This is a genomic window from Marinobacter salsuginis, from assembly GCF_009617755.1.
GTDB classification, from domain to species: domain Bacteria; phylum Pseudomonadota; class Gammaproteobacteria; order Pseudomonadales; family Oleiphilaceae; genus Marinobacter; species Marinobacter salsuginis.
In genome coordinates this window covers 142,371-155,241 of record NZ_BGZH01000004.1, presented here as the reverse complement: position 1 = coordinate 155,241, position 12,871 = coordinate 142,371, and the positions used below count along the sequence as shown (strand labels likewise).

Annotated in this window: 14 protein-coding genes; 13 read left to right on the top strand and 1 reads right to left on the bottom strand. The window is 57.4% G+C overall.

The window, feature by feature from the left end; all coding sequences use genetic code 11:
• Positions 1-25 precede the first annotated feature (25 nt).
• From rpmJ to rplQ, 6 genes are all read left to right on the top strand, one after another.
• Positions 26-139 (top strand): 50S ribosomal protein L36, encoded by a 114-nt coding sequence (rpmJ, locus tag GJU83_RS17270; RefSeq protein WP_008174902.1) that lies wholly within the window; start codon positions 26-28, stop codon positions 137-139.
• A gap of 140 nt (positions 140-279) precedes the next feature.
• Positions 280-636, top strand: coding sequence for a 30S ribosomal protein S13 (gene rpsM, locus GJU83_RS17265; protein WP_014575963.1), 357 nt, complete (start codon positions 280-282; stop codon positions 634-636).
• A gap of 13 nt (positions 637-649) precedes the next feature.
• Positions 650-1,039, top strand: a complete 390-nt coding sequence (gene rpsK, locus GJU83_RS17260) for a 30S ribosomal protein S11 (RefSeq protein ID WP_007153992.1) — start codon at positions 650-652, stop codon at positions 1,037-1,039.
• An 18-nt stretch (positions 1,040-1,057) separates the two neighbouring features.
• The gene (gene rpsD, locus GJU83_RS17255) at positions 1,058-1,678 is read left to right on the top strand and encodes a 30S ribosomal protein S4 (RefSeq protein ID WP_069185086.1); all 621 of its coding nucleotides are present in this window, start codon (positions 1,058-1,060) and stop codon (positions 1,676-1,678) included.
• A gap of 35 nt (positions 1,679-1,713) precedes the next feature.
• Positions 1,714-2,718, top strand: a complete 1,005-nt coding sequence (locus tag GJU83_RS17250; protein ID WP_008174911.1) for a DNA-directed RNA polymerase subunit alpha — start codon at positions 1,714-1,716, stop codon at positions 2,716-2,718.
• 33 nt (positions 2,719-2,751) lie between these two features.
• On the top strand, positions 2,752-3,150 hold the full coding sequence (gene rplQ / locus GJU83_RS17245; protein ID WP_064230334.1) for a 50S ribosomal protein L17: 399 nt from the start codon (positions 2,752-2,754) through the stop codon (positions 3,148-3,150).
• A 221-nt stretch (positions 3,151-3,371) separates the two neighbouring features.
• On the opposite strand, the gene uvrA is transcribed toward rplQ, so the two are convergent.
• Positions 3,372-6,194 (bottom strand): excinuclease ABC subunit UvrA, encoded by a 2,823-nt coding sequence (gene uvrA, locus GJU83_RS17240; RefSeq protein WP_153634812.1) that lies wholly within the window; start codon positions 6,192-6,194, stop codon positions 3,372-3,374.
• A gap of 186 nt (positions 6,195-6,380) precedes the next feature.
• Between uvrA and GJU83_RS17235 the strand changes: the two genes are divergently transcribed.
• The 7 genes from GJU83_RS17235 (at position 6,381) to mshL (ending at position 12,871) form a co-directional block, all read left to right on the top strand.
• The gene (locus GJU83_RS17235) at positions 6,381-7,751 is read left to right on the top strand and encodes an MFS transporter (RefSeq protein WP_153634811.1); all 1,371 of its coding nucleotides are present in this window, start codon (positions 6,381-6,383) and stop codon (positions 7,749-7,751) included.
• Positions 7,752-7,808: 57 nt separating this feature from the next.
• Positions 7,809-8,333: a single-stranded DNA-binding protein gene (gene ssb / locus GJU83_RS17230; RefSeq protein ID WP_069185089.1), complete on the top strand. Its 525-nt coding sequence runs from the start codon at positions 7,809-7,811 to the stop codon at positions 8,331-8,333.
• A gap of 235 nt (positions 8,334-8,568) precedes the next feature.
• Positions 8,569-9,501, top strand: coding sequence for a type IV pilus biogenesis protein PilM (locus tag GJU83_RS17225; RefSeq protein WP_069185090.1), 933 nt, complete (start codon positions 8,569-8,571; stop codon positions 9,499-9,501).
• Positions 9,498-10,103, top strand: a complete 606-nt coding sequence (locus GJU83_RS17220) for a PilN domain-containing protein (RefSeq protein WP_069185091.1) — start codon at positions 9,498-9,500, stop codon at positions 10,101-10,103. Before GJU83_RS17225 ends, GJU83_RS17220 begins: the two co-directional genes overlap by 4 nt.
• On the top strand, positions 10,103-10,792 hold the full coding sequence (gspM, locus tag GJU83_RS17215; protein ID WP_153634810.1) for a type II secretion system protein GspM: 690 nt from the start codon (positions 10,103-10,105) through the stop codon (positions 10,790-10,792). Before GJU83_RS17220 ends, gspM begins: the two co-directional genes overlap by 1 nt.
• A gap of 43 nt (positions 10,793-10,835) precedes the next feature.
• Entirely contained in the window at positions 10,836-11,141 is a 306-nt protein-coding gene (locus tag GJU83_RS17210; RefSeq protein ID WP_227514620.1) for a hypothetical protein, read from the top strand.
• A 17-nt stretch (positions 11,142-11,158) separates the two neighbouring features.
• Positions 11,159-12,871 carry a pilus (MSHA type) biogenesis protein MshL gene (mshL, locus tag GJU83_RS17205; protein WP_153634808.1) on the top strand — a complete coding sequence of 571 codons (1,713 nt, stop codon included), beginning with the start codon at positions 11,159-11,161 and terminating at the stop codon, positions 12,869-12,871.

Below are 12,871 nucleotides of genomic sequence, written 5' to 3'. Positions count from 1 at the left end.
TTCCCCTTGAAAACTGGAGTCGACAATGAAAGTACGCGCTTCGGTAAAGAAAATTTGCCGTAACTGCAAAGTAATTCGTCGCAATGGCTCGGTACGAGTCATTTGCTCGGAGCCTCGTCACAAGCAACGCCAGGGCTGATTCCTGAAGGGATCCTTCCTGACATTGTAGGGTTTCGAAATGATGGCGCTTGACTCCATGCGGGGTCAGGCGCTATTATTTCGCGCCCTTTTTGTGGCGGAAAATTCACACAGCAAAGCTTTGAACGCGGAGTAATTTGGATGGCACGTATAGCCGGTGTCAATATACCCGATCACAAACATGCTGTTGTCTCGCTGACCTACATCTTTGGTGTTGGCAAGACCACAGCCCAGAAGCTTTGCGATGCAACCGGCGTCAAGCCGGACGTCAAGGTCAAAGACCTTAGCGATGAGCAGCTTGAAGCACTTCGTACCGAAGTGGGCAAGGTGTCTGTCGAAGGCGATCTGCGTCGTGAAGTACAGATGAACATCAAGCGTTTGAAGGATCTCGGATGCCACCGTGGTCTGCGTCATCGTCATGGCCTTCCGGTCCGTGGCCAGCGCACCAAGACCAACGCACGCACCCGTAAAGGTCCACGCAAACCTATTCGTAAGTAACAGGTAGGCAAACATGGCAAAGCCAGGTACACGTACCCGTAAAAAGGTGAAAAAGACGGTTGTTGATGGCGTCGCGCACATTCACGCGTCCTTCAACAACACTATCGTGACCATTTCTGACCGTCAGGGCAACGTCCTGTCCTGGGCCACCTCCGGTGGTTCCGGTTTCCGTGGGTCACGCAAGAGTACACCTTTTGCTGCGCAGGTAGCAGCTGAAAGAGCCGGTAATGCGGCTGCTGAATACGGCCTTAAAAACCTGGACGTAGAGGTTAAGGGTCCTGGGCCCGGACGTGAATCTGCAGTTCGCGCGCTGAACGCGTGTGGCTACAAGATCACCAACATCACAGATGTGACGCCGATTCCCCACAACGGCTGTCGTCCGCCCAAGAAGCGCCGCGTCTAACACAGGAGACAGTGAATTATGGCTCGTTATATAGGCCCGAAGTGCAAGCTGTCTCGTCGTGAAGGGACAGATCTTTTTCTGAAGAGCGGTGTTCGCGCGCTCGATTCAAAGTGCAACATCGAGACTCCGCCGGGTATGCACGGCGCGCGTCGCGGTCGTCTGTCCGAGTACGGCGTACAGCTTCGTGAAAAACAGAAAGTTCGTCGTATCTACGGCGTTCTCGAGAAGCAGTTCCGCAACTATTACAAAGAGGCCGCCCGAGGCAAGGGTGCAACTGGTGAAAACCTGCTGCAACTTTTGGAAGGCCGTCTTGATAACGTTGTATACCGCATGGGCTTTGGTTCCACCCGTGCAGAAGCCCGTCAGCTCGTCTCTCACAAGGCGATCCTGGTTAACGACAAGTCGGTGAACATCCCGTCTTACCAGGTCCGTCCGGGTGATGTTGTGAGCGTGCGTGAGAAGGCGAAGAACCAGCTGCGTGTTAAAGGCGCACTGGATCTGTCTGCAAGCCGTGCACCGGTGAGCTGGGTAGAGGTCGACGCCAACAAGATGTCCGGCGTTTACAAGTCAGTACCTGAGCGTACTGAACTGCCGGCCGACATCAACGAGAACCTCATCGTCGAGCTTTACTCCAAGTAAAGCCCAGTTAGCAACGATAGCAGATAGGGGCGTCTATGCAGCGTTCAGTACATGAGTTATTGACACCTCGTACCATTGACGTGAAGGAATCAAGCGCCACGCGTGCCAAGGTTACGCTTGAGCCTCTGGAAAGAGGCTTTGGTCATACCCTGGGCAGTGCACTGCGCCGGATTCTCTTGTCTTCGATGCCGGGCTGCGCCGTGACTGAAGCGCAGATCGACGGTGTCCTGCACGAGTACAGCGCCATTGAGGGTGTCCAGGAAGACGTCATCGAGATTCTTCTGAATCTCAAAGGCGTAGCCGTAAAAATGAACGGTCGGGACGATGCCGAGCTTACGCTCAGCAAGAAAGGCCCGGGCGTTGTGACAGCAGGTGATATCAAGCTGGATCATGACGTCGAGATTGCCAACCCGGAGCACGTGATCTGTCACCTTAGCGAGAATGGTGAAGTGAACATGCGTCTCCGTGTGGCTCGCGGTCGCGGCTATGAGCCGGCAGACCAGCGTGGTCTCGACGAGGACGAAACTCGCGCCATCGGACGTCTGCAGCTGGATGCAACATTCAGCCCGGTTCGTCGCGTGGCTTACGCCGTGGAAAGCGCACGGGTAGAGCAGCGGACCGATCTGGACAAGCTGGTTATCGACCTGGAGACCAATGGCACCATCGACCCGGAAGAAGCGATTCGCCGGGCGGCCACCATCCTCCAGCAGCAACTGGCGGTGTTTGTTGATTTCGATCATGAGAAAGAGCCTGAGCGCGTTGAGGAAGAGGAAGAAATCGATCCTATCCTGCTGCGCCCGGTTGATGATCTGGAATTGACAGTGCGTTCAGCTAACTGCTTGAAGGCTGAGAACATTTACTACATCGGCGATCTTATCCAGCGCACAGAAGTTGAGCTGTTGAAGACGCCTAACCTTGGTAAAAAGTCGCTGACCGAGATCAAGGACGTTTTGGCGTCCCGTGGTCTGTCACTGGGTATGCGTCTTGATAACTGGCCGCCGGCTAGCCTTCGTGGCGACGACCGGGTTCTGGGCGGTTAATCGCCGATTAGTTTAAGGTAAGGAATAAGAGCAATGCGTCATCGTAAGAGTGGTCGTAAGTTCAGCAGGACCAGTGCGCATCGCAAGGCCATGTTCCGTAACATGACTGCGTCACTGGTTGAACACGAGCTGATCAAAACAACGCTGCCGAAAGCCAAAGAGCTTCGTCGGGTAGCTGAGCCTTTGATCACGCTTTCCAAGAATGATTCGGTCGCGAATCGTCGTCTGGCGTTCTCACGCCTGCGTGACGATGCAGCGGTTGCCAAGCTGTTTGATGAGCTGGGCCCCCGTTACAGCGAGCGTCCGGGTGGATACCTTCGTATCCTGAAGTGTGGCTTCCGTGCCGGCGACAATGCCCCGATGGCATTTGTTGAGCTGGTTGGTCGTCCGCTGGATATTGAAGCGGAAGAGGTGGACGAAGACGAGGATTAATTTCTTCGGCTTTGGCCAACCACAGAAAAACCGGGTTCCGTGAGGGCCCGGTTTTTTTGTGTCTGGGTTTTAGGAAATTGGTAGCCTTCGCGGTTGGGTGGCTGGCAAGGGGGTGGGGGTTTATTTTCTTTGGAAAAATAACTCGCTTCGCTCAGACATCTTTTTCCGGCATAAAATAAACCCCCACCCCCTTGCCGACAGAGCTATTCATTGCCCGCCAATTACTTTGTCAGCATGGGCTTGAGGTAACGTCCTGTGTGGGAAGCGGCGTTCTCTGCTACTTCCTCCGGGGTTCCCTCTGCAATGATCTGGCCGCCACCAGAGCCGCCTTCTGGGCCCAGATCGACGATCCAGTCTGCGGTCTTGATGACGTCCAGGTTGTGCTCGATCACCACGATGGTGTTGCCGTGGTCGCGGAGCCTCTCCAGGACATTCAGAAGCTGCTGGATGTCGTAGAAGTGCAGGCCGGTGGTGGGCTCGTCAAGAATGTAGAGCGTTTTGCCGGTGTCCCGTTTGGACAGTTCTTTGGCAAGTTTGACCCGCTGTGCTTCGCCACCGGAGAGGGTCACGGCGCTCTGGCCGAGGCGGATGTAGGACAGGCCGACGTCGATCAGGGTTTGGAGTTTGCGGGCGATGAAGGGGACCGCATCGAAGAACTCACGTCCCTCTTCCACGGTCATTTCCAGCACTTCGTTGATGTTCTTGCCCTTGTACCGGACTTCCAGGGTTTCGCGGTTGTAGCGTTTGCCCTTGCAAACATCGCAGGGTACGTAGACGTCTGGCAGGAAGTGCATTTCTACCTTGATCACGCCGTCGCCCTGGCAGGCTTCGCAGCGGCCGCCCTTGACGTTGAAGGAGAATCGGCCGGGCTTGTAACCCCGTGAGCGGGCTTCCTGGGTTCCGGCGAACAGTTCCCTGATCGGCGTGAACAGTCCTGTGTAGGTCGCGGGGTTGGAACGCGGTGTGCGGCCGATGGGGCTCTGGTCGATATCGATGACCTTGTCCAGATGGTCGAGCCCCTTGAGTGACTGGTAGGGCGCGTGGTTCAGACTGGTGGCCTTGTTGAGTTTCGCGGCGGCGACCGGATACAGGGTGCTGTTGATCAGCGTGGACTTGCCGGACCCGGACACGCCGGTGATGCAGGTCATGATGCCCAGAGGCAGGTTCAGGGTTACATCTTTCAGGTTGTTACCGGTAGCACCAGCAAGGGTCACTGATTTTCCGCCGCCTTTGTTCCGCGTACTGGGTACGGCTATCTCCCGGCTGCCTTTGAGGTATTGGCCAGTCAGAGAATCCGGGTTGTCGATAATCTGTTGAGGCGTGCCCTGGCCGATGATGTGGCCGCCGTGGACGCCGGCGCCCGGGCCGATATCAATCACATGGTCGGCGGCTCGAATGGCGTCTTCATCGTGCTCGACGACAATTACCGTATTGCCCAGATCACGCAGGTGGGTGAGGGTGGCCAGCAGGCGGTCATTGTCCCGCTGGTGGAGCCCGATGGAGGGTTCGTCGAGGATGTACATGACGCCTACCAGTCCGGCGCCGATCTGGCTCGCCAGGCGAATACGCTGGGCTTCGCCCCCGGAGAGGGTGTCGGCGCTTCGCTCCAGGGTGAGGTACTCCAACCCCACGTTCACCAGGAACTGGAGCCTTTGACGGACTTCTTTCAGAATTTTCTCGGCAATTTCGCCCTTCCGGCCCGGTAGGGCGAGGGTTTCGAAGTAATCATGGGCCTCGCCAACCGGCAGATGGGTAACGTCCGAAATATTGTGTTCTTCAATAAACACATGGCGGGCGCTACGGCGCAGACGGGAACCCCCGCACTCCTTGCAGGGCTGTGTGCTGAGGTTGCGAGCCAGTTCCTCTCGCATGCTTTGAGAGTCAGTTTCACGGTAGCGCCGCTCAAGGTTGGGAAGAATGCCCTCGAATGGGTGGGCCTTTTCCATGATATGGCCACGGGAGTTCACATAGCGAAAAGGAATGTCTTCTTTCCCCGAGCCGAACAGCAGTACATTTCGGAAATCCTCGGGAAGGTCCGCCCAGGCCGTTTCCAGGTCAATACCGTAGTGATCTGCCACGCTGCCCAGCATCTGGAAGTAGTAGACGGCCCGGCGATCCCAGCCCTTGATGGCGCCCGATGCCAGAGTGGCCTCTGGGTGCTGGACGATTTTCTCCGGATCGAAGAATTGTTTGACGCCAAGCCCGTCGCAGGTAGGGCAGGCGCCTGCGGGATTGTTAAACGAAAACAGTTTTGGCTCGAGTTCGCTCAGGGCGTAGCCGCATTGGGTGCAAGCGTAACGGGCGGAGAATGTGTGTTCTTCGCCTTCACCGGTCATCGGCGCTACCAGGGCGATTCCGTCCGCGAGGTGCAGCGCCGTTTCAAAGCTTTCTGCCAGGCGCTGTTCAAGGCCCGGCTTTACCTTGAATCGATCAACGACCACATCAATCTGGTGCTTGCGTTTCTTGTCCAGGGCCGGCACATCGTCAATATCGTAAACCGTGCCATCCACCCTCAGGCGGATGAAGCCCTGGCTGCGCATGGTTTCGATAACCTGCAGGTGTTCGCCCTTCCGGTCCCGTATCACCGGCGCGAGGATCATCAATTTGCTGTCCTCCGGCATGGCCACCACCTGATCCACCATCTGGCTGATGGTCTGAGCTTCCAGGGGCTGGCCATGGTCTGGGCATCTAGGCTCACCGGCACGGGCAAAGAGCAGGCGCAGGTAATCGTATATTTCGGTGATGGTACCAACGGTCGAGCGCGGGTTGTGGGAGGTGGATTTCTGCTCAATGGAGATGGCGGGCGACAGACCTTCGATGTGGTCTACGTCCGGCTTTTCCATCATCGAAAGAAACTGGCGGGCATAGGTGGAAAGCGATTCTACATAGCGGCGCTGTCCTTCCGCATAAAGCGTATCGAACGCAAGGGACGATTTCCCGGAGCCGGAAAGGCCGGTGATCACTATCAGCTTGTCCCGTGGCATATCCAGGTCGATGTTTTTCAGGTTGTGGGTACGTGCCCCTTTGATCTGGATATGGTCCATAACACCTCGCTCGGATAAAAAACGAAAATTATACCGCGTTGGGTCGGCTGCGGCGAAAATGATCCCCGGATCAGCATCACGCGACCTGTCCCCCGTCAGCGCCCCTTCTGCTACAATGCGCCGCCTGCGAAGGGTATCTGCCCTCAATCTGACCGCTTTCAACCCCGGCTGAGGTACGTAATTGCCATGAACGCGCTGGAAAAACGCTCCGTACTCGCACTGGCGTCCGTCTACGCCATGCGCATGCTCGGACTGTTCATGGTGCTGCCGGTGTTCATGCTGCTTGGTGAAGATCTCAAAGATGCGACGCCGGCCCTGCTCGGTTTTGCCATAGGGGCATACGGCCTCAGCCAGGCCCTGTTGCAGATTCCCTTTGGCATGCTGTCTGATCGGGTCGGTCGTAAGCGCATGATCTACATCGGGCTCGTACTGTTTGCCGCGGGCAGTTTGCTGGCCGGGGCCACGGACTCCATATACGTTGTGATTGCCGGTCGGATTCTTCAGGGTGCCGGCGCTATCGCCAGTGTTCTGATGGCGTTGCTCAGTGACCTGACCCGTGAAGAGGAGCGGACCAAGGCCATGGCGACCGTTGGAGTCACGATTGGTCTGTCGTTCTCGGTCTCCCTGGTGCTCGGCCCCCTTCTTGGGGCCTGGTGGGGGCTGTCCGGAATCTTCTACGCGACCGCAGCGCTGGCAATAGTGGCGCTGGTGATCGTCAACCGCCTGGTCCCGACGCCGCATCAGCACAAGACGAGCCCCGATACCCATCCTGCCAGGGACATGCTGGGCCGTGTGCTTTCAGACGGTCGTCTTCTCCGGTTGGATTTCGGCATCTTTGCCCTGCACCTGGTGCTCACCGCCCTGTTCCTGGTCTTTCCCTCCATGCTGCAGGAGCAGTTTGGTCTTGCCAGCAGGTCACACTGGTGGTTCTACCTGAGCGTGATGATTACGTCTTTCTTTGCCATGGTGCCGTTCATCATCATCGGCGAGAAAAAGCGTCGGATGAAGCCGGTGCTGTGCGGGGCGATTGCGTTACTGACGTTGGCTACTGCCGGGTTTACTGGTGTGTCCGGCAGCCTGGTTGCAGCCTGGGCCGTGCTGTTTTTCTTCTTCATGGCCTTCAATCTGCTTGAAGCCAGCCTGCCATCACTAATCAGCAAAGAGGCACCGGCGGCAAGCAAAGGGACAGCGATGGGGGTCTATTCCACGTCCCAATTCATGGGTGCGTTTCTGGGCGGCGCCCTGGGCGGCTATCTGCTGGAGAGTGGCGGAATCCAGGGTGTACTCTGGTTCATGGTGGTGGTGCTTGGTCTCTGGTTACTGGTGGCGCTTACTATGCCAGCGCCCGGCCACACCACCAGTTTCGTGGTACAGTTGCAGCAGGTAATGAGCAACCAGTACGACGATATTGATGACAATCTCCGTCGCCTTCCCGGCGTTCAGGATGTGGTGATTGTTGAAGAGGCTGCCACTGCCTATCTTAAGGTGGATCGTCAGCAATTTGATGAGGCGTTACTTGCGGACTTTTCCTTTGTCCGGCAGGCTAAACATTCTTGAAATCCGGAGGCCCGCACGGAACGCGGGAGTCCCTGAAAAAAGAGTCAGGAGCAGAGCATGGCACGAGGCGTAAACAAAGTAATTCTGATCGGTAACCTGGGACAGGACCCGGATACCCGCTACACCCCTAACGGTAATGCCGTTGTGAACCTGAATCTGGCAACAGACGAAAGCTACAAGGATCGTCAGACCGGGCAATTGGTGCCGAAAACCGAATGGCACCGGGTTGTCATGTTCGGCAAGATCGCCGAAGTGGCGGGCCAGTATCTGCGCAAGGGCTCGAAGGTCTACATTGAGGGCAAGCTGCAGACGCGCAAATGGCAGAACAAGGAAGGTCAGGATGTCTACACCACCGAGGTTGTGGTGGATATCAACGGCCAGATGCAGATGCTCGACAGCCGTGGCGGCGAAGGCGGTATGAACCAGGGCGCCCCGGCAGGGCGGCCTCAGCAGTCCGGCTATAATGCCCCGGCGGGCCAACAGAACAACCCGCCACCGCAGTCTGGTGGTTACAGCAATCAGCCGTCGCAGGGCAGCATGCCCGAGCCGGTAGACGACTTTGACGATGACATTCCGTTCTAAATTTCCCGTGAACAGAAACGGAATCTGAGCATCCAAAGTGACTTAAGCCCCCGCCTCGCGGGGGCTTTTTGTTACTGGTTTGCAAAAACGGTGTGAAATTGGCCAAAAAAACGTGGAGTTACGTTCGCTTTCTCATCTATCATGTCATTCGATGTAAAAAGCGCCTGTTTTTTAGGCAGCATAATAATAGCTTGATGCTGGCGAGTTGGCTTCGGATCCTTTTTTAACGGACTCCATGACAAAGATACCAATCTTCAAAAGACTGACGGGTCTGTTCGGACGTTCCGGGGCTCGCCTGCGGGTAAGTCTTGAAATTCGTCCCGACGGTATTGCCTGGGCGGAATCGGGGCGGCCGGATGCCGGTAGGTGGGGGTTCATTGATTGCCTCCCTGCGAGGCGTCAGGCGGCACTGGTTGAACTAGTCGACAAGCACGGCTGGTCGGGTGCAGCGACAACGCTCGTGCTGCCTCTGGACCAGTATCAGGTTTTCCAGATGGATCGCCCGGAAGGCGTCGAGGAATCGGAGCTGGGGGATGCCCTCAAGTGGAAACTTAAGGATTTTCTCGATTTCAGCCCGTCCGACGCGGTTTCTGATGTTTTCCCGTTTCCGAAAGACGCATCCCGGGGCCGTGGCGAACTGGTCAACGTGGTCGCCGCCAGAAAAGTTCTGGTCTCTGAACTGGTTCGGCTGGTTCAGGAAGCCGGCCTGGAACTGGAGCGCATTGATATCGCCGAGCTCGCGTTGCGAAATCTGGTATGCAGGCTGGATGAAAACCGGCGTGGTGCAGCGCTGGTCCACCTGAAAGAAAACTACGGCCAAATGGTGATCTGCAAGGACAACACGCTGTACTTGTCCCGCCGGCTTGATGTGACTTCCGAAGATCTTCGAGATGCCGCCCGGCAGGAGTCGGCGGTGCAATCACTGGCGCTGGAGATGCAGCGTTCACTGGACTATTACGAAAGCCAGTTGGGCCAGGTGCCGCCGGCAATGATCCACCTCGTTGCCCGTGACAGCGTGCTTCCTCTTGCCTCGATGCTTTCTTCCTATGTGGCCGCCGGCCTTGAAACCCTCGATTGGCGTGCCCTGGGCTTTGAGTCCGATCTGGACAGTCGTTGCCTGCCGGCCTGGAGTGCGGGCTTGCCGTTGCCGGAGGGCGGGCGTCCATGATCCAGCAGGTCAATCTCTACACTGACGAGCTGCGTCCGAGAAAGGAAAGACTCCAGGCTGGAATGGCGGTTGGTATTCTGGTTGTCGGAGTGGTGCTGGTTGCGTTCGTGGCTGGTTTCCTGACTTACAAGAATTCGGTGATGGCAAACAAGGCCTCACGCCTTGATCAGCAGAACCAGCAGCTTGAACAGGCTGTGGCGCAGCTTTCTGCCGCGGTTCAAGCCCGTCAGCCGGATGCCGAAGTGAAGGAGGCTCTGGAGCGCGTCACCCAGACCCTCGCGCGCCGCCAGCGATTACTGGAACGGGTGGAAAGCCTGGTGCTTTCCGAGGACCGCAATTTCTCGCCACAGCTGGCAGCATTGGCCCGACAGATCCCGGAAGATGTCTGGCTGACAGGCGTTATCCTGGAGTCAGGCCCGGACAGAGTCACTATCGAAGGGCGTAGCCGCGAAGGCGCTCTGGTGCCTCTGTACCTTGAAAATCTGGGCGAGGAACCAGCGTTTACGGGACGAACCTTTGGTGTGTTCCGATTGTCACGCCCGGAGGAAGGCCGCTGGATTGACTTTCATGTTTCAAGCGAGCGTGACGGGGAGGGTAACTGATGGCGGACGCACCCAACACCTCTCTTGCCCGGGCTGCGCAGTGGTATAACCTGCGACCGATTCGTGAGCGGGCCCTGATTCTGCTGACTGCACTCGTGCTGGTTGTGGTGCTGGTCTGGGAGCTTGGGGTTACGCCATTACAGCAACGACACCAGAGTCTGGAGAATCGGATCCAGACGCTTTCCGCTAGCCGGGACGACCTGCTGGCGCAGCAGCAGACGCTCAATCAGCAACTTGCCACCGATCCCTCCAGGGAAATGCGGGATCAGTTAAATGCCCGGCAGCAGAGACTGGAGCGGCTCAATCAGCAGATCGCGGAGACCACCGGGCAACTGATCGCGCCCAGGGCGATGGTGGCGCTGTTGCGGGATATTCTGGCCGCCCAGGATGCACTGGAGCTGAAGGCTCTGGAGCTACAGACTCCGACCCCGGTTTTCGCTCCGGATGACCCCGATCAATCCTCACAGGAGCAGGCAGAGGCGGCGCAACCACTGCTTTATGCCCATGATGTCGAGCTCCGCATCATGGGAAGCTATCTTGATGTGCTGAACTATCTCGAGCGGCTCGAGGCATTGGATGAGCGTCTCGGTTGGATAGAGCTGGAGTACAGTGCGGGCGACTGGCCCTCCGGCGAAGCGATCATCAGGGTGCAAACACTGAGCCTGGATCAGGCGTGGCTGGGGGTGTGAAGTGAGCAGGAACTTGGGTGCCTCAATAAGCCGGTGGTTTTGTGTGGCTATCGGTTCGCTGTTGCTGGTGGTGGGAAAAACCCATGCATTGCAGGACCCGACCCGGCCACCGGGCCCGCAGACAACTGTGGCCAAGCCTGCCCCAGAGCGGGCTCTTGCTCTGGATTCCATACTTTTCAGCAAGGACAGGCGTGTCGCCGTCATCGAAGGTGAGGCCCTCAGGGAAGGCCAGGGTTTTGACAACGTGCGGGTTATCCGGATTTTTGCCAACCGGGTTCTGGTAACGGATAACGGCCGCGAACGGGTGTTGTACCTGGAGAGACTTCCGCAGGTTCGGGGAACTCAATGACAGATAATCGGATACTCATGACAACGATCAAAACAACCAGTGCGCTGATTCTGAGCCTGGTACTGGCGGCCTGCAGCAACAATCCGTTGATGCGCTCGGCAACCGCCACCTCAACCGATGCTGCCGATGCCATTGATCGAAGCCTTGAAGAGGCTTCGCAGGCACAACCGCCAGCGCCGACCCCGAGTCAGGCAGCTGCAACTCTGCCGGCTGACGTGAGCGCAGCACTGCTGCCGCCACTCTCCAGCGAGGCGGATCTGGACGAACGTTTTGACGTCAATGCCCGGGGCGTGCCGGCAGCAAGCTTCTTCGAATCTCTGGTGGAAGGAACCCGCTATAACGTGGTGGTTCATCCTGATGTAAATACCAGTATCGACCTTCGGCTGGGGGACGTCACTGTACCGGAAGTGATGGATATCGCAGGCGACCTGTACGGGCTGGATATTCGACGCAGTGGCCGACTGTTCCGCGTTCAGTCGGACCAGATCCAGACCCGGCTGTTCCCGATTGATTACTTGCACTTCAAGCGTAAGGGCGGCTCGGAGACCAGGGTGAGCTCCGGTCAGGTTACCGGTGCTCGCAGTGGCGGCTCAGGCAGCGCTGACAATAGTGGTGACAGTGCCGGTTCCGGCGAAATCCGCAACCTGGTTGGAACAACCATTTCCACAGAAACAGCCTCGGATTTCTGGCAGGACATCCAGAGCGCACTGAGCATGATTGTCGGTGGCAGTGATGGCCAGCAGGTGATCGTGAATCCGGGCGCAGGGCTGGTAATGGTCCGTGCCGGTTCCGAGGATTTGCGGTTGGTTGAGGAGTATCTTCGCCGCACCGAGCTGATCATGCAGCGTCAGGTCATTCTGGAAGCCAAGATCCTGGAGATCGCGCTCAACGAGGGCTACCAGCAGGGCATCAGCTGGTCGGATATCCAGAGTGCGTCCAGCATCACGGCCTCGGATGGTCTGCCCGAAGATTTCACCGCGCAGGCGTTGGCCGGCCAGGCCATTCAGACCTCCGATATCGGAGGCCTGTTCTCCGCCAGCGTGCGGGCCGGCGACTTTACCGGCCTGATTCAGCTGCTTGGGGAACAGGGCAATGTGCAGATTCTTTCCAGCCCACGTATTTCGACCGTGAATAATCAGAAAGCCGTGATCAAGGTCGGTACCGATGAGTTCTTTGTGACCGACATTGATTTCGACGACAACAACTCGGCCGTGACGGCCACGGACTCAACCTCTACCTCCGTGGAACTGACCCCGTTTTTCTCTGGCATTTCACTGGATGTGACGCCTCAAATTTCCGAAAACGGCGTCATCACCCTGCACGTGCATCCGTCGGTCAGTGAGGTTAACGATCAGGAGAAGGTGATCACCATTGGCGAGCGTGACGTCACGCTGCCTCTGGCCAGCAGCACCGTTCGTGAAACCGACAGCGTTATCCGTGCCGAAAGCGGGCAGATCGTGGTTATCGGTGGTCTGATCCAGAACTCCAGCGAAGACAACAATTCCGCGGTTCCCTTCTTCAGCGAGATTCCGCTGGTGGGTGAACTGTTCAAGCAGCGGCGGTTCCAGTCCCGTAAGAGCGAGCTGGTTATCCTCCTGCGCCCGGTTGTCGCCGGAATGCCGGAGATGAACGCGGATGTTTCTGCCAGCCGTGAACGCATGAATGTGCTGCGTGAGTTACTGCAATCGTCTGAATCCGTCACCCCGGAACCGGAGAAAGCCGTTCGATAG

Coding starts and splice junctions, on each gene's coding strand:
- GJU83_RS17250 (WP_008174911.1), top strand. CDS start 1,714: ATGCAGCGTTCAGTACATGAGTTATTGACACCTCGTACCATTGACGTG.
- ssb (WP_069185089.1), top strand. CDS start 7,809: ATGGCACGAGGCGTAAACAAAGTAATTCTGATCGGTAACCTGGGACAG.
- GJU83_RS17220 (WP_069185091.1), top strand. CDS start 9,498: ATGATCCAGCAGGTCAATCTCTACACTGACGAGCTGCGTCCGAGAAAG.
- rpmJ (WP_008174902.1), top strand. CDS start 26: ATGAAAGTACGCGCTTCGGTAAAGAAAATTTGCCGTAACTGCAAAGTA.
- rplQ (WP_064230334.1), top strand. CDS start 2,752: ATGCGTCATCGTAAGAGTGGTCGTAAGTTCAGCAGGACCAGTGCGCAT.
- mshL (WP_153634808.1), top strand. CDS start 11,159: ATGACAACGATCAAAACAACCAGTGCGCTGATTCTGAGCCTGGTACTG.
- rpsK (WP_007153992.1), top strand. CDS start 650: ATGGCAAAGCCAGGTACACGTACCCGTAAAAAGGTGAAAAAGACGGTT.
- gspM (WP_153634810.1), top strand. CDS start 10,103: ATGGCGGACGCACCCAACACCTCTCTTGCCCGGGCTGCGCAGTGGTAT.
- rpsD (WP_069185086.1), top strand. CDS start 1,058: ATGGCTCGTTATATAGGCCCGAAGTGCAAGCTGTCTCGTCGTGAAGGG.
- rpsM (WP_014575963.1), top strand. CDS start 280: ATGGCACGTATAGCCGGTGTCAATATACCCGATCACAAACATGCTGTT.
- GJU83_RS17225 (WP_069185090.1), top strand. CDS start 8,569: ATGACAAAGATACCAATCTTCAAAAGACTGACGGGTCTGTTCGGACGT.
- GJU83_RS17235 (WP_153634811.1), top strand. CDS start 6,381: ATGAACGCGCTGGAAAAACGCTCCGTACTCGCACTGGCGTCCGTCTAC.
- uvrA (WP_153634812.1), bottom strand. CDS start 6,194: ATGGACCATATCCAGATCAAAGGGGCACGTACCCACAACCTGAAAAAC.